Source organism: Sulfurovum zhangzhouensis (assembly GCF_030347965.1).
Taxonomy (GTDB): Bacteria; Campylobacterota; Campylobacteria; order Campylobacterales; family Sulfurovaceae; genus Sulfurovum; species Sulfurovum zhangzhouensis.
Genome location: NZ_JAQIBD010000002.1, coordinates 453012 through 475569 on the forward strand (window position 1 = coordinate 453012; position 22558 = coordinate 475569).

At 38.6% G+C, this 22558-nt stretch carries 19 protein-coding genes; 8 read left to right on the plus strand and 11 right to left on the minus strand.

The genetic code is table 11. The features are described 5' to 3' along the window. Window positions 1-8: 8 nt before the first annotated feature. From PGH07_RS07455 to rsmH, 4 genes are all read right to left on the minus strand, one after another. The gene (locus PGH07_RS07455) at window positions 9-281 is read right to left on the minus strand and encodes a DUF2018 family protein (RefSeq protein ID WP_289413749.1); all 273 of its coding nucleotides are present in this window, start codon (window positions 279-281) and stop codon (window positions 9-11) included. A gap of 72 nt (window positions 282-353) precedes the next feature. After that, entirely contained in the window at window positions 354-3614 is a 3261-nt protein-coding gene (locus PGH07_RS07460; protein WP_289413750.1) for an efflux RND transporter permease subunit, read from the minus strand. A 1-nt stretch (window position 3615) separates the two neighbouring features. Continuing rightward, window positions 3616-3888, minus strand: a complete 273-nt coding sequence (locus PGH07_RS07465; protein ID WP_289413751.1) for a hypothetical protein — start codon at window positions 3886-3888, stop codon at window positions 3616-3618. Continuing rightward, complete coding sequence (gene rsmH / locus PGH07_RS07470; RefSeq protein ID WP_289413752.1) at window positions 3888-4811, minus strand: 16S rRNA (cytosine(1402)-N(4))-methyltransferase RsmH; 924 nt, start codon at window positions 4809-4811, stop codon at window positions 3888-3890. Before rsmH ends, PGH07_RS07465 begins: the two co-directional genes overlap by 1 nt. Before the next feature lie 88 nt (window positions 4812-4899). Between rsmH and PGH07_RS07475 the strand changes: the two genes are divergently transcribed. Together PGH07_RS07475 and PGH07_RS07480 are read left to right on the plus strand one after the other, a co-directional pair. Further along, window positions 4900-5472: a class II aldolase and adducin N-terminal domain-containing protein gene (locus PGH07_RS07475; RefSeq protein ID WP_289413753.1), complete on the plus strand. Its 573-nt coding sequence runs from the start codon at window positions 4900-4902 to the stop codon at window positions 5470-5472. Between the two features lie 162 nt (window positions 5473-5634). Next, on the plus strand, window positions 5635-6888 hold the full coding sequence (locus PGH07_RS07480; protein WP_289413754.1) for a tetratricopeptide repeat protein: 1254 nt from the start codon (window positions 5635-5637) through the stop codon (window positions 6886-6888). On the opposite strand, the gene PGH07_RS07485 is transcribed toward PGH07_RS07480, so the two are convergent. Then, on the minus strand, window positions 6885-8198 hold the full coding sequence (locus PGH07_RS07485; RefSeq protein WP_289413931.1) for an adenosylmethionine--8-amino-7-oxononanoate transaminase: 1314 nt from the start codon (window positions 8196-8198) through the stop codon (window positions 6885-6887). The genes PGH07_RS07480 and PGH07_RS07485 overlap by 4 nt on opposite strands. A 78-nt stretch (window positions 8199-8276) precedes the next feature. On the opposite strand from PGH07_RS07485, the gene PGH07_RS07490 reads away from it, so the two are divergent. The 5 genes from PGH07_RS07490 (at window position 8277) to PGH07_RS07510 (ending at window position 14220) form a co-directional block, all read left to right on the plus strand. Next, window positions 8277-9752, plus strand: coding sequence for a peptidylprolyl isomerase (locus PGH07_RS07490; protein WP_289413755.1), 1476 nt, complete (start codon window positions 8277-8279; stop codon window positions 9750-9752). Further along, on the plus strand, window positions 9749-11140 hold the full coding sequence (ftsA, locus tag PGH07_RS07495; RefSeq protein ID WP_289413756.1) for a cell division protein FtsA: 1392 nt from the start codon (window positions 9749-9751) through the stop codon (window positions 11138-11140). Before PGH07_RS07490 ends, ftsA begins: the two co-directional genes overlap by 4 nt. A gap of 32 nt (window positions 11141-11172) precedes the next feature. Continuing rightward, a complete protein-coding gene (ftsZ, locus tag PGH07_RS07500; protein WP_289413757.1) occupies window positions 11173-12318 on the plus strand; it encodes a cell division protein FtsZ in 1146 nt (381 codons plus the stop codon). 129 nt (window positions 12319-12447) lie between these two features. Further along, a complete protein-coding gene (locus PGH07_RS07505) occupies window positions 12448-13038 on the plus strand; it encodes a UPF0323 family lipoprotein (protein WP_289413759.1) in 591 nt (196 codons plus the stop codon). Window positions 13039-13041: 3 nt separating this feature from the next. Then, window positions 13042-14220 carry a glutathionylspermidine synthase family protein gene (locus PGH07_RS07510; RefSeq protein WP_289413761.1) on the plus strand — a complete coding sequence of 393 codons (1179 nt, stop codon included), beginning with the start codon at window positions 13042-13044 and terminating at the stop codon, window positions 14218-14220. Here the strand turns inward: PGH07_RS07510 and PGH07_RS07515 are convergent. The 6 genes from PGH07_RS07515 to PGH07_RS07540 form a co-directional block, all read right to left on the minus strand. Further along, window positions 14189-16057 carry a 7TM diverse intracellular signaling domain-containing protein gene (locus PGH07_RS07515; RefSeq protein WP_289413763.1) on the minus strand — a complete coding sequence of 623 codons (1869 nt, stop codon included), beginning with the start codon at window positions 16055-16057 and terminating at the stop codon, window positions 14189-14191. The genes PGH07_RS07510 and PGH07_RS07515 overlap by 32 nt on opposite strands. 168 nt (window positions 16058-16225) lie before the next feature. Beyond that, on the minus strand, window positions 16226-17095 hold the full coding sequence (locus tag PGH07_RS07520) for a symmetrical bis(5'-nucleosyl)-tetraphosphatase (RefSeq protein ID WP_289413764.1): 870 nt from the start codon (window positions 17093-17095) through the stop codon (window positions 16226-16228). Next, on the minus strand, window positions 17096-17596 hold the full coding sequence (locus PGH07_RS07525; RefSeq protein WP_289413766.1) for a DNA-deoxyinosine glycosylase: 501 nt from the start codon (window positions 17594-17596) through the stop codon (window positions 17096-17098). Then, window positions 17593-18072 (minus strand): DUF4149 domain-containing protein, encoded by a 480-nt coding sequence (locus tag PGH07_RS07530; RefSeq protein WP_289413768.1) that lies wholly within the window; start codon window positions 18070-18072, stop codon window positions 17593-17595. The genes PGH07_RS07525 and PGH07_RS07530 overlap by 4 nt, the downstream gene beginning before the upstream one ends. Before the next feature lie 2 nt (window positions 18073-18074). Further along, the gene (prmC, locus tag PGH07_RS07535; protein ID WP_289413770.1) at window positions 18075-18899 is read right to left on the minus strand and encodes a peptide chain release factor N(5)-glutamine methyltransferase; all 825 of its coding nucleotides are present in this window, start codon (window positions 18897-18899) and stop codon (window positions 18075-18077) included. Between the two features lie 64 nt (window positions 18900-18963). Then, window positions 18964-20241, minus strand: a complete 1278-nt coding sequence (locus PGH07_RS07540) for a M48 family metallopeptidase (protein WP_289413772.1) — start codon at window positions 20239-20241, stop codon at window positions 18964-18966. A 355-nt stretch (window positions 20242-20596) separates the two neighbouring features. On the opposite strand from PGH07_RS07540, the gene abc-f reads away from it, so the two are divergent. Then, complete coding sequence (gene abc-f, locus PGH07_RS07545; RefSeq protein ID WP_289413773.1) at window positions 20597-22549, plus strand: ribosomal protection-like ABC-F family protein; 1953 nt, start codon at window positions 20597-20599, stop codon at window positions 22547-22549. The last annotated feature ends 9 nt before the right edge of the window (window positions 22550-22558 follow it).

Sequence of the window (22558 nt, forward strand, 5' to 3'; positions counted from 1 at the left end):
TTTTATCCTTATTCACACTGAGTAACGATATTACCTACAAGTTCGATGAAGATACTGTTCACACCATTATCAATCTCAGGGTCAATTACAGTTTGTTTGATCATCAACTCATACTCGTTTTCCATCCCTTTTTCCTCAAGAAGCTTCTCAGCTACTGCCAAACGTCTGAACATCTTCTCAACTTCCATTTCAACGATGTTCTGATTTGCTGTTCTTGCAATAGAAAAATAGTTGGATCTTGGTGTTCCTACAAATGCGTCATCATCATCAAAAATATTCATATTTAATTCCTTCAAATTTCTATACTATATTCTTCCGGTTCTCTTAAAAAAAGATATTATAACCAAAATCTTTTAACTGTCACTTTGCACCTTATAGATCACCGCATACATGAGTGGCACATAGTAGAGATTCAACACCGTTGCCCATGCGACACCAAAGCCAAGAGAGATTGCCATGGGTTGAATGATCAAAGCCTGACCGCTGGCAAAGAAGATCAATGATGAAAGTCCCAGTAGCGTGGTAATAGATGTTAACAGGATCGGTCTAAGCCTATGCCCAGCCTTTTCCATCATCTCAGCATAGTTTTTGCTGCCTTTAATGAAATCCAGCATGATAATTCCATCATTGACCACAACCCCTGCAAGCCCTATCAGTCCCATCACACCCGGCATCGTAAGATTGATACCCATGACATATGCACCAACCAATGCCCCTAAGATAGAAAGCGGGATCGTTGAGATAATGATCAGAGGAAGAATTAAAGAGTTGAACATCCATACCAAAGAGATAAAGATAAGGAATATAGCGATGAGAGCTGCTTGGCTCATCTCTCTTTTCATCTGCTTGTTTTCCTTTTCTTCTCCCTTGATAATGACCTTCAAGCCCTCTTTTTCAAACATTTCAAGCATTGGGTTGATCTTTTTCATCACTTCGGTAGCCAAAACTTTCTTACTGTCCACTCTTGCCGTAACGGTACTCACCCTCTGACCATCTTCTTTGTATATCTTTACAAAACTCTTCTGATAATTAAAATCACATATTTCGGAAAGCTTTACGACGTTTTGTCCGTCGGGAGTCGTCAGTGTCACCGAACCGATCTGGAGGTACTGATCCTTCCTAGGGTCTTCAATACGTAAACGCACCAGTCCAGTATCGTTGAACATTTTTCCATATTCAGCTTTTAAAAACAGACCTTTAAGCTCGGAGGTTACATAGGTTTCGGTAAAGCCCAGCATTTGCCCGTATTCGTTGATGCGGAGTTTGAGCTCACGCACCCCCTCTTTTGCATCATCAGCTATGTCAAAAACGCCGTCAATTTTGCCTAGCTCTTTTTTCAGTTCAGCTAAAGCCTCAAGTTTTTTATCTTCATCTTTACTGCTCAGTCCTATCTCTATATCATGACCGACAATTCCAGTCTGCGGTACATAAAGGTTGATCTGGCTAAAAAGCTTTTGACCATTGGTAGCTTTGAGCTCTCTGAGTGCATCAACCACATCTTTTTGTGTTGCCAGTGCGATCTGCTGCGCTTTTCTTTTTCTGATCATGTCCGAACCGTCATACTCCAGTGAAAAAATCGGGTTTATAAAAGTATCAATGAAATTTTCAGGGGCTTTTTCATGTAAATTGATAAAGATATGAAAAAGGTTGCTTCCCGTCTCAAAGGTCTGGTCGGAATTCATATAAAAGCCGACAACCGACGTGATCGAAGAGGTCTCTTCAGCATCATAGTACTGTAATAACTCTTTCTCGATCTTAGCCACTATCTCTTCTGTATCTTCAAGTTTATTGTTCACATCCACTTTACCGTTTAGATAGAGTTGTGTCGTATCAAATTCCGGGAAAAGCTGGAATTTAGTAATGTTCATCATCAATACCGTCATCAATAAGATAGCTCCCACCAAAGAGAACAAGGAAAAAACCTTTCTTTGTGTAAAAGGTTTGAGTATTTTGTAGAGGATGCGGTAAGTATTTTCTTCGACCAGCCTTGGCAGGGAAGCCTTAAGCACTGATTGTTTTGTTTTGAGCCTTTCAAATGCTGTAGTCAAAACTGAATTCTTTTTGGTATAGAGCAGTGCCCCAAGTATACTCGCATACGCCTTATCCATTTTGATCCAAAAATCATTTCTGCTATGTTCTTTGTCAGCATCCCTCATCGTAAAGAACTCTTTGGAGTGCAGCGGTAGGAAATAGAAAGCTTCAAAGAGAGAACTGAGCAGCAAAATAGAGATCATGACAGGCAAGACCTTCATGAACATTCCCATCTGACCACTCATGATAAGTAACGGCAAAAAAGCAAAGACCGTTGTCATCGTTGCCGTCAGTACAGCAGGGAACATCTCTACTGCACCATCGATAGCCGCCTGCCTTGCAGACTTACCCATCTCCATATGCCTAAAGATATTCTCTGCTACTACGATCGCTTCATCCACCAGCATCCCCAGAGCGATGAGTGCACCAAGCAAGGTCAGCATATTAAGACTGTAGCCCATCTGATCAGCACCAATCAGGGTTATCATAAAACTTGCAGGGATCCCAACAGCCACTACCAATGCAATCTTATAGTTCACACTCATAAAAAGTGCCATAAACACCAGGATCAGACCAAAAAAGATATTGGAAGAGACAAGGTTGAGACGGTTTTTGATCCAGATAGAGGTATCCGTATAAGCTTCAAGAGTAACATCTTTATACTCTTTTTGCATCTGAGAGAGCATCGCTTTGATCTCTTTGCTCAAGGCAATGGCATTTCCGTCTTTGGTTTTACTGATATCCAGGGAAACATTACGTTTTCCGTTAAAATGAGAGATCTGAACGGTATCACTCAATCCAAAACTGACTTTCGCGATATCTCCTACCCGTACCCTTTTACCATTCACAGTGATAAGTGTGTCTTCCAGTGCTTTCGCACTCTTTTCTCCATTGATCGTAGAGATATAAAGGTGGTTTCCTTTCTGCTCCAGAGTACCGATCGGGAAAATCGAACTCAATGCGCCGATGGATCGGTAGACCGATTCTTTTGGTAGATCATATGCAATAAGCTTTTGTTCATCAATACTGATAAGTACCTCATCATCCGCTTCTCCACGTATGAGGATATCGCTTAACTCTTTGAAGCTGCTCAGACGGCTTTTAATTTCATCGGCAATATCGAGTAACTCTTTTTGTGGTCTATCACCCGAGATCGCAACCAATAGCAGTGGAAAATTATGCACAGTGATCTTTGCGATAGGTTCATCCATATCCGTAGGCAAATCTCGTCTGATATTGGCAATAACATCTTTAACATCACTAAGTACCAATTGGTTATCACTTCCAGGTTTGATATCCGCTTTAATGGAAAAAAGTCCGTTTTGAATAATCGTATCAATGTTACTTATTTCTGAGATACTTTTTAGTTCATCTTCTATATTCTTAACCGCCATCTTATCGAGTACGTCTGCACTGGCACCCGGATATCCCCCTGTGATACTTATCTGGTCAAGGTTTGAAGGGGGGAATATCTCTTTAGGAATATTTTGATAAGAAAAGATAGACAAAAGCAGCAAAAAGGCCAGTAGTATATGATTGATAATGGGCCTGTCTATCGCAAAAGTGATAAAAGAACGTATCATGTTATTCCCCCTCTTTGATCACAAAGATCGTATCTGTTACCCTATTTTTGAATTTCAATGCTTCAACCTTCTGTTCAAGCAGTTGCCTCTCTACTTTCAGTACAGAGACATGCTGCTGCAGACGATTGACCTCCCTGCTCTCATAATAGATCTGGTTACTCAAATAGATCTTTATCATACTAAGTATTAACACAATCGCCATAGAGATCATAATGATCATAAACATTTTGAAAGTGATGCCGTTGGGTGCTTTACTTTTTCTCTTCACAGCCATTAACTACTCTTTGTAAATCTAAAACTTCTTAGTTTTGCTGACCGGCTGCGAGGATTGGTTTTTAGTTCTTCTTTCCCAGCAGTGATAGGTTTACGTTTGATTGGCTTGCCAAGTGCATGATCATTACCACAAGTACATCGCATTGCCTGAGGATCACAGATACAAGAAGTGCTCCATTTTTTAAAGCGGTTCTTCACCAATCTATCTTCTAGTGAATGGAAAGTAATAAGTGAAACGATCTCATCCTCATAATGTTTTTCTTCCAATGCATCCAATAATCCCTCGATCTCACCAAGTTCATTATTGACTTCTATACGTATTGCCTGGAACATCAAGGTTGCAGGGTGTATCTTACCATGACTTCCCAAAACATCTACGGCGATCTGTGCCAGTTCTTTCGCTGAATTGATCGGAGCACGGCTTCGCGCTTCTACGACAGCTGCTGCTAATTTCTTGTAGGGTTTAACCTCACCATACATGTCAAAGATATATTCCAGCTTCTCTTTTGGATATTCATTGACAACTTCATATGCACTCAGCGGTGCTGATGCATCCATGCGCATATCAAGTGTTTCAGAGTTAAAACTAAATCCCCTCTCCATCTTGTCAAGCTGCAATGAAGAGACGCCAAAGTCTGCCAGAACACCTGTAACAGGACTCTCACTTAGTGTAGGGAAGACAGTTGCAAATGTTCCTTTATAGAGTGTACTTCTATCACTAAACGGTTCCAATCTTTTTTTGGAAAAAGCTAATGCTTCATCATCTCTATCGATACCGATGTGTTTGATATGCCCATATCTTTTGAGCATCTCGGAACTATGCCCGGCATACCCCAAGGTACAATCAACAAAATACCCTTCTTTGATCTCTTTAAAACTTTCTAAGACCTCTTCAAGCAAAACGGGAATATGGGGAGTCTGCAAAATAAACCTTTATTATATAAAGCATGATACATGCCCTTAAAATATCAATGCTATAATAACAAAATATTCCTAACAAAGGTTGCTAGCGATGGATAAACACCTTATCGAAGAGATACAACACGTTTCACTCTCATTATTCAATAAAAACTTCTTCAGTGTTTACCATGGCTCGATCTCAGCACGTATCTCAACCAACCAGTTCATTATCAACCGTAGAGATACGATCCTAGATGAAGTGACAGAACACTGTATGGTTAGACTTGACTATAACCAAAGAGACTATAGATGGTCTGAAGCAAGTCAGGATGTCTATATCCATGAGCATATTTACGAAACGCTTCCAAATGCCAAATATATATCTTTTACAATGCCGCCATATGCAACTGCCTACTCTCTAAAACACGGTAAAGTCTCTCCTCAGGACTATCATGGGAAGAAAGTGTTAGGGGATATCATTATTTATGATCCTAGAAATGTGGATGATTGGATGGAAAGAGCACAGTATGAGATCCCAAAATTTTTCCAAAACCATGAAACCCATCTGATGCTTATCAAAGGTTTTGGAGTAATTTCCTATGATAGGGATATCACGGAAATGGCAAAAAAAGTCTCTGTGCTGGAAAACTCCTGCCGGCTTTTAGCACTAAGTGCAAACCTCTAAGAGATAGCTGATCGTGTAAATGAAGGTTGAATGAATTGACACTGAAGTAATATTACTACTGATTATTCTCTCTTTTAAGTATTACACATAAATACGCATAAATGTAAACTTACTTCTGCTATACTCTAAATCAATTTGACAAACTGTAAACCGGATAATAAAATGAATCAAACCAAAAAAAGACTAAGTATCATCAACCTGGCTATATCTATTACAGATATTGAAACGATTCAATTACAAATTGCAAAATTAAGACTTATTAGAACAGATACTAAAATCCAGAAAATCATCGATGCCCTTGAATCAGAAAGTTATGCACTGGCTCAAAACCTTATACAAGAGTATATCGATACACCAATACAGGAAATCCATCAACGAGTTTCAAACGGACATCACAAACGCTCCTATTCACAAAGAGAACTAGAGCTTATCGAGCAATTTGATCTTTTTCTTACAGATGAGAGTTATGAAGATCAAAGTGAAATAGTAGATATCAACCAATATTTACAAACTTCTGCTGCATCATCCAAAGAAAAAACAGAAGTTGATTTTGACAAACTGCTTGACATAGAAGAAAGCAGGCCAGAAGAGGAAGAAGAAGTGTATTTTTCTGCATTTGAGGAAGAAGCTCTTAGTTCCGAATCTGACACATATCTACCTGAACCAGTCTCAACAGCTGATACGACTTTTGAAGATAGTAGTTTATTACATGAAGAGCAGATCGCAACACCAATTTACGATGAAGCTCTTGCAGTAGAGACTACTGACAATACTACTATGTTAGCAGAGCAAGCAACAGAGATGACAGCAGCTTATGAAAAGGCATTAAAGCCGTCCAACGCTCAAGAGATATCAGATGAAACGATCACTGCACGAAATAAAAATACAAAATATCGGCCTATTTTCTCTATCAAACAGCAGTTTCTTGATGCATCCCAGAAATACCCTCTGCTTGTCAACAGTACACAACCTTACGACTCTGTAACAGAATGGATAGATCAAATTAGTCATGAGCATGGCTATGCCAAAAGCGATGTAGAAAAAACGGTAATTAATGCGTTAAAATTAGCCGAAGAAGAGACTGCTTTCCAAAGGTCTGAGGCAGCAGAACTTCTACTTTTATCAGGTCTTACCGAAGATGAGTTCGGACAATTGATCTTGGCGAGAGAGTTTTTCAAAGGAAGACTTTTTGAAAAAAACATATCTGAAGCCTTTAAACGGATAGAGCAGTTGGCAAGCAGGGAATATCCTGAAGCGATCTGTGATCTTGCACAGTTTTACGAACATGGTGTGGGAACAAAGAAAAATAAAAAAACTGCAAAAGAGCTTTATGAAAAAGCAATGCACTTTGGGATCAAACGTGCACAAAGACATTTTCAACGCTTAAGTAAAGAGAGCGGTCTGTTCTCTTTTTAGGACTCTTTGTTTACTTTTGCTATGCCTTCCCAGGCTACATCAACCATTTTATCAATCTCCTCATACGAGATCGTATATGGTGGCATAAAATAAACAACATGCCCCAAAGGCCTGAGCAACACACCTCGTGTCAAGGCATACTTATATACACTGATACCGATCCGATCTTCAGCACTATACCCTTGTAGCTCAATTGCCGTGATCATCCCCTGTTGTCTTATCTCTTTCACATTTGAAAGTTCGGCTATTTTTTCAGCTCTTTCAAGTATATAACGGCTTTTCTTTTCATTATTGCCAAGGACATCATCCTTTTCAAAGAGCTCCAATGTTGCAAGCGCTGCTGTACAGGCAAGAGGATTTCCTGTATAAGAGTGAGAATGCAAGAAAGCTTTATACTCATTATAGTCACAATAAAAAGCACTGTAAACTTCATCAGTTGTCATCACAACAGATAGCGGCAGATAACCTCCGGTCAACCCTTTGGAAAGTGTCATAAAATCAGGTGAAATACCTGCATGGTCACAGGCGAACATTTTCCCTGTTCTACCAAAACCTGTCATAATCTCATCAGTGATCAAATGTACACCGTACTTCCTGGTCAATTCCCTGGCTCCGATTAGATATGCCGGATGATACATATGCATATTCCCCGCTCCCTGTACAAGCGGTTCCAAGATCAAAGCAGCAATTTCATCAGCTTGATCATGCAATACTTTTTCTAAGATACTGAGGGCCGCTTCAGCAGCTTCTTGAGTTTGATCTACCGGCACAGGTACCTGTTTATTGGCAATAAGCAACGGTTCATATGTTTCCTTATACAGTGCTACATCTCCCACACTTAATGCACCTATTGTCTCTCCATGATAAGAGTTTGTCAATGATAAAAAAACCGGTTTTTTCTTTCCGTTATTAAGATGAAAATGATAGCTCATCTTGAGTGCTGCTTCAACAGCACTTGAACCGTTATCCACATAAAAAACCTTAGCTAGTCCCTCAGGGGTGATATTTACAAGCTTATGTGCCAACTCTATAGCAGGTTCATGAGTAAAGCCAGCCAAAAGTACATGTTCAAGCTTTTCAAGCTGTGCTTTGATCTTTTCATTGATAAAAGTGTTAGAATGTCCAAACAAATTGACCCACCATGAACTCACAGCATCGATATAGCTATTACCTTCAAAATCATAAAGATAAACCCCTTTTCCTGACTTGATAGGTATGATAGGTAAAGTCTCATGATCTTTCATCTGTGTACAGGGATGCCAGATGACTTCAAGATCCCTGTTCATCATTTCATTATTTTTAGATAGCATCTTCAAATTACACGCTGCCCTTTTAATTTATATTAGATAGAATATTGTACAAATTTTTCAATTGAAGGCAGTTAAAGTATGATAAGTTGGATGCAAAGGCACAATAAATATCTTGTATGGACGATCTGGGTAGCCACCGTCGCGTTCATCGGTGCAGGTTTTGTTGGATGGGGTAGTTATAATTTCGGATCAAAAGCAGGAAATGTAGCTAAAGTTGGAGAGATCGAAATTCCACAAAGTAAACTCAATATGGTCTACAGTGATATGTATAATGAATACAATCAAAAAATGCAAGGTCAGCTTGATGAAGCAAAAGCAAAAGAACTGGGACTGGTACAACAAGCTTTTGCTGCGATCGAAACACAAACAAAAGTACTGAATTTTGCTAAAGAAAACGGTATCATCGTTTCAGATGAAGAGATAGCTAAAGTACTACAAAGTATCAAACTGTTTCAAAAGAATGGACAGTTCAGCAAAGAAAATTATGATCATTATTTAAAAAATCGCAGAATGACAGCTAAAACTTTTGAAGAGGCTCTGAGAGAAGAACTGACAATCTCAAAAACACTCAACCTTCTCACAACCAATGCGATGCCGTTTGAAGAAAAAGTAGTTTCATCAGCTATCAATATTGCAGACAAAATTGCATATAAAGTGCTTACGCTTAATGATATCAAAGTGGACATCAATGATAGCGATATTCAAACATACTGGGAACTGCAAAAAGACAACTTTATGACTCCAAAACAGTATAAACTCTCTATAGTTTGGACAGATACTACAGATACTGCTGTTACAGACGATGAACTCCAAAAACACTTCGCTGAGAACAGTTTCAACTATACGGATCAAGAAGGGAAGCAACTCTCATTTGAAGAGGCGAAAGAGAACGTTACAAATGATCTAAAACTTCAAAAGAGCAAAAAAGCAGCACAAAAAGCATATATCGCATTTAAAAAAGGAGAGTTGTCAAGTAATGAGACATTGACACTTCCTGTTAATGATATGAAACTCTCAGCAGAGATCTGGGACGAAATTGCACAAAAAAGTGTCGGAGAGATCATGAAACCGAAAGTTGCTAATGACCGTTATGCAACCATCAAGATTGAAGAAGTGATCGAACCTAGAGTAAAGAGCTATGAAGAAGCAAAAGAAGAAACAACTGCAATGTATAAAGTAGCAATGCAACAAAAAGGTCTCTCTGAACTTGCTGAAAATACATTGCAAAATTTTGATGATATAAATGCGACAACATCAAATTTTTTGACGCTAAATAAAAATGTCAACCTGGCTCCGTTAAATTCGGAAGAAAGTTTACAATTTATCCAAAAACTCTTTACATCGCCAGAAGAAAAAGGTATGATTAGTGTAGTGGATAAAGTTGTCATATATAATATACTGGAGCAAAAAGTGATGCCAACAGATGAAAATCAAAGTGCATCAATCAAGCAAAGGGTTGGCCAGTTAAAAAAAGGTATCTTTGAAAATAATTTCCTTCAAACACTTGACAAAAAATATCCAGTTGAAGTTTATGTACAAGGACTCACAAATTGAATAAGACAATTTTAGCTATAGATATCGGTTCTATTAATATATGTGCGATCATAGCTGAAATCAAGGATAATGGAAGAGTTCAAATACAAGGTCATGGCATCACAAGATCACAAGGTGTTAAAAAAGGTGCCATAACCAACATAGAACTTGCTTCAAAGTCAATCAAAAAGGCGCTTAACGATGCTAAACGCATCGCAGGCAGTAATATCTCATCTGCTATCGTTTCTATCTCAAATGCTTATGCAAAAAGCCTGAACTCCACTGGTGTTGTCAATATCCCTCATAAAGATATCTCTATTAAAGAACTTGAACGTGTAATGAAAACTGCACTGTATAATGCAAATATCCCAAATGAATTTGATATCGTGCATGTGCTTCCTTATAACTTTAAAGTAGATGATCAAGACTTTATCGAAGATCCATATGGGATGAATGCAAGCAGACTTGAAGTAGATGTCAATATCATTATGACACAAAAGTCTAATCTTGCCAATCTTACCAAAGCTGTACGCTCAGCCGGTGTAGAGATCGAAGGAATTGTACTCAGCGGTTATGCATCTGCAATTGCCACAATGGACGAAGATGACAAAGAGCTTGGCGTAGCAGTCATTGACCTGGGAGGTCAGACAAGTAATCTTGTCATCCATACGGGTAACTCTATTAGATACAATGATTTCTTAGGCGTTGGATCAAATCATATTACCAACGATCTTTCCATGGCGCTACATACCCCTTTGCAAATTGCTGAAAATGTCAAGTTACGTCACGGGAATCTTAGTGAAACAAGTAATGAAATCATTGAACTTCCAATTATCGGTGATGAAGAGAGTCGAAACGGCGTCTCTCTAGAGATTGTACATTCAGTTATCTTTGCGAGAGTAGAAGAAACCTTAATGCTTTTAGCAAAATCCCTTGACAAAAGCGCACTTAGAGAGCAGATAGGTGCCGGTATCATACTGACCGGCGGTATGACAAAACTCAAAGGTATAAGAGAGTTGGCCCAATCTATCTTCCCGACGATGCCTGTACGTGTAGGATATCCTAACGAAGAGAAGATTGATGGTCTTTTTGATGAGTTAAAAAGTCCTGAGTTCTCCACTGCCGTAGGTTTGATACTTTACAGTGCAGGTGGTCACACAGAATATGAGATCAACTTTAACCAAGAGTTGCTACACTCAAAAACAATCCATAAAGAAGATCTCGGTGATATAAGAATCACACAAAAAAATGAACATAGAGAAGAGCGTAATGCACTTCATCCAAAACCGGAAACAAAGAGAGATGTAAATCAAGAGGAGAATATCATCTTTGATGATTTACCGGATATCAGTAAAGGAAATAATCATCCACTAAAAAAATTTGTAAATTGGGCGAAGCAGCTTTTTTAGTAGAGCATTAACATCAAATAAAGGAGGAAAAAATGGAAGATTTTGATATAGAGATAACAGAAGCTAAATCAAGTACGACTGGTGCTAAAATAAAAGCTATCGGCGTCGGTGGCGGTGGTGGAAATATGATCAACCACATGATCAATGAAGGGATAAACAGTATCGATCTCATAGTAGCCAATACTGACCAACAAGCTTTGGATAGTTCGATTGCACCTTACAAAATGCAATTAGGTATCAATGCGACGAGAGGACTTGGTGCAGGAATGGTGCCTGATAAAGGTAGAGAAGCTGCATTAGAGAGTTTCGAGGATATAAAATCGATGCTTTCAGGTTCAGATATCGTATTTATCTCTGCCGGTCTAGGTGGCGGTACTGGAACAGGTGCAGCACCTATCATTGCTCAAGCGGCAAAAGAAGTTGGTGCATTGACAGTTTCTGTTGTAACTAGCCCATTCAAGTTCGAAGGACGCAAAAGAGCGAAACTTGCAAAAGATGGTTTGGAAGAACTAAAAAGAGAAAGTGACTCTATCATTGTTGTACCAAATGAAAAACTCCTTTCTATAGTAGAAAAGAACCTTGGTATTAAAGAGAGTTTTAGAATGGTTGACGATATTCTTGCTCAAGCAGTAGGCGGTATCTCTAAAGTGATCCTTTCTCATGGGGAAAATGATATCAACCTGGACTTTGCCGATGTTAAAACAGTAATGAGTCACAGAGGTCTTGCTCTTATGGGTGCTGGATATGCATCAGGTAAGAATGCGGCTTATGATGCGGCAAAAGCGGCAATCGAGTCTCCGCTTCTTGACAATATCTCAATTGACGGGGCAATGGGTGTTCTTGTTCACTTTGATATCCATCCAAATTATCCGATTATGGAAATTGGAGAAGCAATGAGTATTATAGAAGAGAGTGCCGATGAAGATGCTTCTGTAATTTTCGGTACAACTACTAATACCAATATGGCACCTGATGAAGTTAGGATCACTATTGTTGCTACAGGTTTTGAAGATCAAAGCGTTGTTGCTGAACCAACAGTAAAAAAACAAGAAACCCTATTGAGCAGTACAACAACAAACAATATCAATAACCTGAGATCAAAAATGGTTGTAGGTGGGTACAATGACAATGAAGATATACTTGATGTGCCTACATTCCTCAGAAAACAAATGGATTAATTCTCCATTTTCTCCTTTATCATAAAGAGAGTTTCTTCCCTCTCTTTATATATATTATCATCTTATTTACCCTACTATTTACACTTTTTTGTTATGATTCCTCCACTATAAATTTAGAGGATTTAAACAATGAAATACCTTAAGCAATTTTCAACTGTCGCCTCTGCCACTGGACTAGGTCTATTGCTCTCTACAGGACTCACAGGATGTGTCGGTGGAGGAGATCAACAGACACAGGAACAACAGCAGCCAAAAGGTGCCTTTGTAATCATAGAAGAGACTGAGCCGGGAAAATACAAGATCAAAGATGAATTCCCTGCTGACGAGACTCGCATCGTACTTAAACAGCTTGATGGTACAGAAAGAGTAATGACGCAAGAGGAGATGAATGCTCTTCTCATAGATGAAGAGGCAAAGATTGATAATGGTACATCCAATCTTACACAGCCGCAGATGTCTTCTCAAGGTGGTATGGGACTTGGTGAAACGATCCTGGCAAGTGCTGCAGGCGCTATCATCGGGTCATGGATCGGAAGTAAGCTTTTTGGAAATCAAAATTATCAAAATAACCGTAAGGCTGGTTACAAAACGCCTTCAACCTTTACAAGAAGCCAAAACAGTTTTAACAAAGCAAAAACAAGTACTACAAGTTCGAAGAAAAGCGGATTTTTCGGAAGTAGTAAAACCGGCTCAGGAAGCAGCAGCTTCTTTGGAGGGTAAAGCATGAAACTACATAAAACAGTCCCTCTTGATACTGTTAACCTTGAATCACTTGGCTTTGTCTGGCATACAGACAGTGACAAGAGCAGTTATATCTCAGATGAACTGGTTGTCATCAATCCAATTGAGGCTGAAGCATACTATGAAGCAGGCAATATGCTTTATGAAATGTTCATCGAAGCAGCTCAATACGTCATTGACAACAATCTTTTTCATGAAATCGGTATTCCTTTCAACCTGGTTGAAATAATAAAAGAGTCTTGGGAAAATGATGTACATTGGCATCTTTACGGACGTTTTGATCTTGCTGGTGGGATTGATGGAAAACCGATCAAACTTCTTGAGTTCAATGCAGACACTCCGACCGCACTTTTTGAAACTGCTATTATCCAATGGGCTATCCTCAAAAAAAATGGCCTTGAAGAGACCAGTCAATTCAACGGCCTGTATGAAGCACTTGTAGAAAACTTTCAAAGACTTGTCACACTTGAAGAGAGTGTAGAGTCTTTTTATGAAAAATATGATGGATGGAAGTTTCTCTTTACCTCGGTCAAAGGCAACGCGGAGGAAGAAAATACCGTCAAACTTCTTCAACACATCGCCAATGAAGCAGGATATGTGACTGAGTTTGCCTATATTGATGAAGTAGAGTTCTCAGAAGAAGAAGGGATCTTTTTTGAGGGAGAGAACTATGAACTGTGGTTCAAGCTTATCCCATGGGAAGATATTGCTCTTGAAGAATCAGATCTAGCAATGATCCTTACAGATATTATCAAAAATCAAAAAGCGATCATCTTTAACCCGGCTTATACCCTGCTCTTTCAATCTAAAGGTATTTTAAAAGTGTTATGGGATCTCTATCCTAATCATCCTTTATTGCTTGAAAGCTCTTTTGAGCCGTTAGAAGGACAAAAACAGGTAAGCAAACCGGTCTTTGGCAGAGAAGGCGGCGGTGTCACTATCATTGATGAACAGGGTAAGGAACTTGAGAATATACCTAGCGATTATGAAAATCATAAAATGCTCTATCAAGCCTATACAGAACTCCCAACGGATTCACAAGGATTCAGTTATCAAGCCGGAGTCTTCTATGCTTATGAAGCATGTGGACTAGGATTTAGAAAAGGTGGTAAGATATTGGATAATATGGCTAAATTTGTTGGTCATATTGTGGCAGAGTAAATGTGATCTCGTATCTTGTTCTGCCTTGAGTATCAATCGATAACTCTCCTTGCAGCTGATCAAGGACTAAAATATTGATCAGCTTTAACCCGAGAGAGCTCATTTCACTTTTCAGATCAAAACCTTTACCATTATCTTCAATGACGAGTCTATACCTGCCATTATTCTGATGAAATGTAATAAAGATTTTACCTCCTCCTTCATCAAATGCATACTTGTGTGAATTGGTGATAATCTCATTTGCAACAAGACCGATATACACTGCTTCTTTGATAGAAAGAGTCACATCAACATCAATATCTATAGCTATATTCTTACCTTTACTTATAAAACTTTGATACAGATTATGGGCCAATGACTCCATATAGAGTTTCATATCAATCTGATCTAAATGTTCATCTAACGTCAGCATTTCATAACTTTTAGCAATCGCATTCACTCTATTTCCAATATCATTGAGAATAGATTGATGATCATTATTCTGAATACTTTCTTTTTGTAATTTAATGAGGGAAAAAAGGATCTGAAGATTATTTTTCACTCTATGGTGAACCTCCTGAAGCAGTAATTCTTTGGTCTTAAGTGCTTCACTCAGTTGTTTCGTTTTCTCTTCAACCTCAGCTTTAACTCGATCTTCTCGCATTTGTGACTCTGCAAGCAAAAGTCTATTCACTTTTTCTTTCTCTTGCTGTAAAATCATATAACGATCAGCAAAAGCAAGAGAAAGTACAATAGCCTCAAACGAAGCTGCAATAAGAAATAGATTGTTATGTTCAACAAAAAGTGTACTTAGTCCCAATGAATCAGATATCACTCCGATATAAGAAAGGAACACGATAAAAAAACCGGTAATGTAAAGTCTTGCCTGTTTAGACCCTTTTGTATAGACATAGACTGCAACACTTAAATTAAAAATAAGTAAAAAAAGTGCAAATAAAGACGAAAGTCGATAACCAATAGCATCCGGCTCATGAAATATCATCATTGATATCGTAGCAGTGACAATATAAATGATAAATGTCCCATAAAGCTTCTTATAACGCTTAATATCCAAAAAATGCATTGCAAACAGAGCATTCGTTATCATAAGCAAATAACCTCTTATAATGGTTGCTTTGAGGTCAAGAATAATCAGTTCTTTAGGTAAATAAATCTGTGTAAGTCCTACATATTTCAGTTGATAAGAGAGTAATGGAATGAGATAGAGTCCATAGAAAAAATAACTCTTGTCTTTAATGTAAAAAGAGATCAAAAAACTATAGATCATCAAGGCAAAAATAAACCCAACCAAAAATATGTCTGTAAACTGTTTTTCCTGATCCTGTTCATGATAAGTGACTTCATCTTCCAGGGTAACCTTGAAATTGAGATAGGTATAGTCAGAGAACACTGTAGCATAATACGTTTTTGTAGTATGCGGCTCAAGTCGTATCTTATAATAGTGTAATTCTGTCCTATGGTCATCACGGGGATGTGCCTGTCCCTGTACATCCGGCTTAGAGAAAAGACTTTCACGGTATAAATGGATATGTTCGATAAAAGGGGTACCAAAGAGTAGGATTTTTTCTTGAACAAACTCTGTTTGATTAGCAAAATCAAATTTGATCCAAACCTTTTTCTTACTTACACCAGTAGTAATATAATCCTCATGATATGGCTGAAAGAGGTCTTGATCTATTATTTGAGAGAGAGTTTTATCATCTTGATCAATATAAACATCACTATATTTCAGTAGAGATATTCCGCTTTGATCAATATTAATCACTTCGGAATAAAGAAAAGATACACAGAAAAGGCATAGAAAGACTAATCTTTGAATAAAAACCCTTTTTTTCATACTATAAATTATCCCCCTACTTCCTCTAAAAACAATACCTTTATAAATAATAATAAATAAAATTAAGAAAAGCTAGAAAAATGAAACTAATTTTAAACTTTATAATCCCTCTTATCTTATCAGTAACATGTATTGTCAAAAACTTTTAAAAAAATAGTATAAAGCCATTTAGATATGATCGGGACTTTGAAGCAGTAACATATTTGATGGTTGAGTAGAATGACATTCAACTGAAACAACTTCAGGACTCTCACTATCCAATCTTGCCGCTGTCAGCTGTCCATTCCAAACACATCCTGTATCCAATGCCAGAACATTTGCATCATTATAAAACCCCAATGCTGACCAATGGCCAAAAACAATCTTTAGATCTACAGATTTTCTATCAAGCACATGGAACCATGGCTTCATCCCTTTCTCTTCAAGCTTTTTATCTGTAGGTGGGCCCTTTTGATCAAAATCAAGCCTGTGATCTTTATAGCAAAAACGCATCTGTGTAAACGTACTCAAAATATAACGTTCTATATCATCAATGCTTGCTTTACGATCAAAACGATCATAGGTATGATGAAACATCTTCTTCAGCCATACTTTTACTTCAGAGTCACCTGATTGAAGCCGGTCTTCGATCTGTTTGGCATAACGTATCGCCATACCCAGATCAAACTCCGGAGAGATCCCGGCATGTGCCATACAGTAACCTAACTGATAGTCAATATGTAAGAATTTCTGATGTCGTAACCAATGGATGTACTTTTCTACATGTGGTGAATCCAGGATAGGATCGATATATTTGTTACGCTTTCTCACGCCGTAATAGGCTGCGATAAGTGATATATCATGGTTGCCGAGTACCAATTCGACACGGTCACGGATACTGTACACATACTCTAAAGTCGCTAAAGAGTCTTCACCTCTGTTGACCAGATCACCTACCAACCAAAGTTTGTCATTTGCAGGATCAAATTTTATCTTATCTAGTAATCTTTGAAAAGCATCATAACAACCCTGCAGGTCGCCTATCGCCCATACCGCCACTTATAATCCTTGTTGACATCCTAAGTTCTGACGATATTGTACTACTTTTTGCTCAAAATCCATAGCTGCATAAGCCGGTGATGGTGATGGTAGGTAGCAAGTCTCTATAGATAAGTGAGAAAAATGTTTTTTATAAAGTGCCTCTGCTTTCTTGCCTGTAAAACAGATCTTTTTTATCTTTGGATATTTTTCTAAGAGTCCTTCTATATCGTTGACCTCTTCATCCTCCAGAGAACTATCCAATGAATTATTCCTCTGACAAGAAGCGATCATATCCCAAAGTCCGACTTTTGCCACTTTAAGCAACCATATTTTCTGGTCCCGGTTATTGATAGGATAACCGGTTAACGCTTCCATAATCTTCCAAAACTGATTACGGGGATGACCATAATAAAAGTTATTCTCAAATGATTGGATACTTGGAAATGATCCAAGTATCAAAATCTCTGTGTCTTTAAAAACAATAGGCTTAAAAGGATGTTCAATAGACTCTTGACTCACTTACATGCCTTTTGCATATTACGAATCATCAAAACCAACAGTGCCAAAGAAAATAATTTGAAGTTAAGTTCACTACCCTTGTGTGTATTGATAAAAGTTTGACTCTGTGTTGCAGTCTCTCCTGCCTGCTGCATCGTAATAATATCAGGCAGATAATAGTGGGCAAACAGCATTCCCGTAGCTACCACAAAGAAAGTAGCTGCCTGTGTGATCCAGTCTCTCTCAAACTTTTTATATTTATACCCCTCATATAGAATTACGGCAACTACCACAAAGTTAACAAGATAGGAAAGGCGTACAAAGTTCTCTGTCATGATCTGACCTTCCTGATAGTGGGTGAGCACTTCACTCCCTAACCATGAAACGGTATTGAACGTCACTGGAGCTACTACAACACCTGCAAAAAGACCTGCACCCAGCATTACACCAAGCAATACCAAATATGCCATTGTTGCCATTCTAAAATATTTGCTCATTTTTATCCTTTAAACTTGATCACAAATCCCCTATCAAAACCTGCAAGGTCTTGATAGAACTCAATAAATTCTATCTCAAAATCTTTAACAAAGGCTTCTATAGGTGCTTTTTGATCATACCCCATTTCACAGGCAAGGTATCTGATACCACGGCGGGAAATATCCGTAATGATCTGTTTGAGAAGCTCATCACCTACTCTGCCGCCAAAGAGTGCTTCCTTAGGTTCATAGTCTACGACATTGGACTCCAGGATAAAATCTTCAGCAATATAAGGAGGATTGGAGACCACAAGTTCCAATGCTTCTGGTACTTCATCAATCAGATTGGATTTTCTCAGTTCAACCTGGTCTTGCAAACCAAACTTCTGAATATTCTTACCCGCTACTTTAAGCGGTGTGTCACAGATATCTGTCGCGATAATATGAAGCTGCGGGAACTTTCTAGCCAGTACCACTGCGATCGCACCGCTGCCTATCCCTATCTCTGCCATGAGGGTGATCCCATCTTGTTCGATGATCTGTGCCACTTTCTCAATAAGTATCTCTGTTTCAGGACGTGGGATCAGTACGCCAGGTTCCACCTCAAGTTCAATATCATAAAAACTTGCTTTACCGACGATATACTCATAGGGTTCATGCTTGGCCCGCCGTTCTACCAATGCTTTATACCTTTCTATATCCGCTATCTCTTCATCAATATACATATGGAGATACAGACGCTCTTTCTCTAAATGATAGGCTAACAGAAGTTCTGCTTCAAAAAGAGGTCTTTCACATGCTTCCATTAGCTCATTTTTAGCCCACTTCAGTGCTTGAGATATAGTCAAGTAACTTCCTTTCTCTTCTTAGATTGTGCCTTTACTTTATATTGCAAGCACTCTGTTAAATTGTTTATTTACAGTTTTCATCACCGATAAAAGTAAATATCCCGTCTTTAGGTACTTCACTCTCTTCACCTACTACCACACCGGTAGCATCATATCCAAGCTCTTTGAGTCTTTCAAGAACCGGTGGATGCGTATAATAAAAGAAAATCACCAAAGGGTGTGACTTAGGAAAAGCCTTGTTTTCTGTTATAAGTTTAAGCAATGCAGAGACCAGGTTTTCTTTACCTCCCATCTGAGAGCCAAATTCATCTGCAGCATATTCATTATGACGGCTTACATAACTCATAAACGGTGTAAAGATAAAGCTTACCAAAGGCAGTAACAATAATAACATCGCTATCTGTACACCTGCATGCTGCATCACTCCCATCTCTAAAAAGAGGGCTTCGGGCAAATGTCCAAAAAGATAAAACGCAATAAAGAGCAACAAGCCCATTAAGCCTATGTTTTTCCATATATCCCCATGCGAGAAGTGTCCAAGCTCATGTCCCAGTACAGCAAGGAGTTCTTTCGTGTTGAGCTTTGCCAAAAGTGTATCAAAGAGTACAACACGCTTGCTCTTTCCCAATCCTCCAAAATAAGCATTCAACCGGCTATCACGTTTACTGGCATCCATTGTAAAGATCCCGTCACTCTTCAATCCGACCTGCTCCATCAGCTTGGTGATCTCCTCTTTAAGCTCACCCTCTTCGATCGGTTCAAACTTGTTAAATATCGGAGCGATAACTGTAGGATAAAGCACATTGACAAGGACAGCTACTGCAAAGATCAGAACAAATCCCCATAACCACCACATAGTAAAGTTTGAAATAATCCATGCCAACAATGTAAACAGTGCTCCTCCAAAGATAATGAACATCAAAACTGACTTGATCATATCGTTTATAAATAGTCCCGGTGTCATCTTATTGAACCCGTACGCTTCATCGATTTTAAATGTCTGATAGAGTTCAAACGGCAACCCTACGATATAGTTGATTGCAATAAAACCAAACAAAAAGAGAACAGCATTCAACAATACACTTTCAACCTGTACCATGCCGGATAACCATGTAAAGCCTGCCAAAACCCACCACAGAAACATCAAATAGTCTACAAAAGTTTCTATTAATGAGAGTCTCTCTTTAGCCACAGCATAACTGCCCGCAGTAAAATATTTCTCTGCACTCATCAATACGGGTGCTTTACACTTCTCTTGGTTGATGTACCCAATCTGCATTACTGAGATATAGACTCTCAAAAAAGTGTACAGTGAATAGAGTCCTATAACTGTCTCTAACATACCTATCCTTTTTAATAATTGTCTGGAATATACCTAATCAAGGCTTAAGGGTACCTCTATCCATAGATGATACTCACAACTTTATCAGTTTTTTCTTAGGCTAGGCACTCACTTGAAGGAGTAGCCCAAGCTAATTCTAAAGTGAGTAACAACGCATAAGGAACAGATGTTAATGCCCGTAGGGTGGACAATAAAAAGCAATCTTATATAAAATCCTTACTTCATCTTAGCAAGGCTAGGATTTGAAAGTATTTTCCAAAATCTTACATTTTTATTGTCCATTGTGTGTACCATCTATGGATAGATGTACCCTTTTATTGATATAATTCCACAACTCATATTTTTAGGATTTACCATGGCACTGATCGACCTTTTTCATATCAAAAAACAATATGATGTCAAACTTCTGCTTGATGATGTTGACTTCCATTTGAATGAAGGGGAGAGAGTTACGATCATTGGACAGAATGGTTGTGGAAAGTCAACTTTAATGAAGATCATTATCGGAAGTGAAGAACCAACCGAAGGTAAAAGGGTGATCGACAAGTCTGTACAGATAGAGATGCTGCAGCAACACCCGAAATTTGAACCTGGGCTTAGTGTCCGTCAAGCTATAGAGAATGAACTTACCGAACTCAAAGAAGCCAAAAAAAACTACGATGAGATCAGTTCCAAACTGGCTACAGACTTTGATAATACCGAACTGCTTAAAGAACATGAAAAACTCAGCAACTATATCGACCATCATAATGCCTGGAATCTTGATGACAAGGTCGAACGAGTTCTACAGGAATTCCAACTCAAAGAGTATGAAGACAGACCGGCTATCACGCTTTCAGGTGGGGAACAGCGTCGTGTTGCTCTTGCTGGACTGATTCTCAAAAAGCCTGACGTGCTGTTGCTGGATGAACCGACGAACCACCTTGATGTCTATATGGTGGAATTTCTGGAAGATATGCTGCTCAAAGAGAAGTTCACTCTGCTCTTTATCTCACACGACAGACATTTTATTGATACGGTGGCTACGCGTGTTGTAGAAGTGGACAACCAAATGCTTGTCTCTTATAACGGTGGGTACATGCGTTATCTGGAACAAAAAGAAGCACGTATGAAATCTATGCAGAAAAGCCATGAAAATCTCCTGCGTCTGCTTAAACAAGAAGAAGCATGGCTGGCGAAAGGTGTAAGAGCTAGAGAGAAACGTAACCAAGGACGTAAAAAACGTGTCTTTGAACTACGTGAAGAAGCAAAAACAAACCCGACGTTGATACGAAAGATGATGATCGAACTGGAACGGGAGAAAAAACACTTCAACCGTGAAGAAGGTGTGTCACGTAAAAAGATGCTCTTTGAAATCGAACATCTTCACTACAGTGTACCGGGAAAGAAACTGATTGAGGATTTCACTACACGTATCTTGCAAAAAGACAAGATCGCTATTGTCGGAATCAACGGTGCAGGTAAATCCACTCTGCTTAAACTAATGTTAGGTCGTATTAAACCTGACAGCGGTATTATCAAACAAGGGGATTTCTCTGTCGGGTATTTTGATCAGCACAGAGAGATGCTCAATGATGAGAAGACACTGATAGAGACATTCTGTCCTGATGGTGGTGATAGAGTTGAAGTTCAGGGAAAGAATATGCATGTCTATGGTTATCTCAAAAGTTTCCTCTTTCCTAAAGAGTTCTTAGATAAAAAGGTCGGCGTTCTAAGCGGGGGAGAGAAAAACCGTGTAGCACTTGCTCTTCTTCTTACCAAGAAAGTAGATTGTCTCATTCTAGATGAACCTACCAATGACCTGGATATCCAAACAATCAATATCCTTGAAGAGAAACTGATCAACTTCCCTGGAGCAATCCTTTTTGTTTCGCATGACAGGTACTTCATAGACAAGATCGCTTCTAAGCTCTTTATCTTTAAAGGTAACGGGCTGGTAGAGGAATCTTATCAAAGTTATACAGAGTATCTTAGTATTGAAAAAGAGATCAAAGAGCTGGGTGACTTAGAACAAGAGACTGCAAATTTTGCAGCTAAAAAAGAAGAAGAAAATCCAAAGGTAAAAAAGCAGACAAAGCTTAGTTACAAACAGCAGCAGGATTTTGACAAACTTCCAGCCCAGATTGAAGCATTGGAAGCAAAGATAGATGAGTTGAACAACTGTTTACAAAACCCGGCATGCTACCAGGAAAAAGGACTGACTGTTATCTCTGAAGAACTTGCCGAAGTGGAAAAAGAATACGAAGAAAAGAGTGACAGATACCTTGAAATTCTTGAGATCTATGAAGAGCTTCAGGAAAATTCGTAGATTATTAGG

Bases quoted from the DNA above. Each gene is read 5' to 3' on its own strand.
- PGH07_RS07455 (WP_289413749.1), bottom strand. From the start codon at position 281: ATGAATATTTTTGATGATGATGACGCATTTGTAGGAACACCAAGATCC.
- PGH07_RS07460 (WP_289413750.1), bottom strand. From the start codon at position 3,614: ATGATACGTTCTTTTATCACTTTTGCGATAGACAGGCCCATTATCAAT.
- PGH07_RS07465 (WP_289413751.1), bottom strand. From the start codon at position 3,888: ATGGCTGTGAAGAGAAAAAGTAAAGCACCCAACGGCATCACTTTCAAA.
- PGH07_RS07475 (WP_289413753.1), top strand. From the start codon at position 4,900: ATGGATAAACACCTTATCGAAGAGATACAACACGTTTCACTCTCATTA.
- PGH07_RS07480 (WP_289413754.1), top strand. From the start codon at position 5,635: ATGAATCAAACCAAAAAAAGACTAAGTATCATCAACCTGGCTATATCT.
- PGH07_RS07485 (WP_289413931.1), bottom strand. From the start codon at position 8,198: ATGCTATCTAAAAATAATGAAATGATGAACAGGGATCTTGAAGTCATC.
- PGH07_RS07490 (WP_289413755.1), top strand. From the start codon at position 8,277: ATGATAAGTTGGATGCAAAGGCACAATAAATATCTTGTATGGACGATC.
- ftsZ (WP_289413757.1), top strand. From the start codon at position 11,173: ATGGAAGATTTTGATATAGAGATAACAGAAGCTAAATCAAGTACGACT.
- PGH07_RS07505 (WP_289413759.1), top strand. From the start codon at position 12,448: ATGAAATACCTTAAGCAATTTTCAACTGTCGCCTCTGCCACTGGACTA.
- PGH07_RS07510 (WP_289413761.1), top strand. From the start codon at position 13,042: ATGAAACTACATAAAACAGTCCCTCTTGATACTGTTAACCTTGAATCA.
- PGH07_RS07515 (WP_289413763.1), bottom strand. From the start codon at position 16,057: ATGAAAAAAAGGGTTTTTATTCAAAGATTAGTCTTTCTATGCCTTTTC.
- PGH07_RS07530 (WP_289413768.1), bottom strand. From the start codon at position 18,072: ATGAGCAAATATTTTAGAATGGCAACAATGGCATATTTGGTATTGCTT.
- PGH07_RS07540 (WP_289413772.1), bottom strand. From the start codon at position 20,241: ATGTTAGAGACAGTTATAGGACTCTATTCACTGTACACTTTTTTGAGA.
- abc-f (WP_289413773.1), top strand. From the start codon at position 20,597: ATGGCACTGATCGACCTTTTTCATATCAAAAAACAATATGATGTCAAA.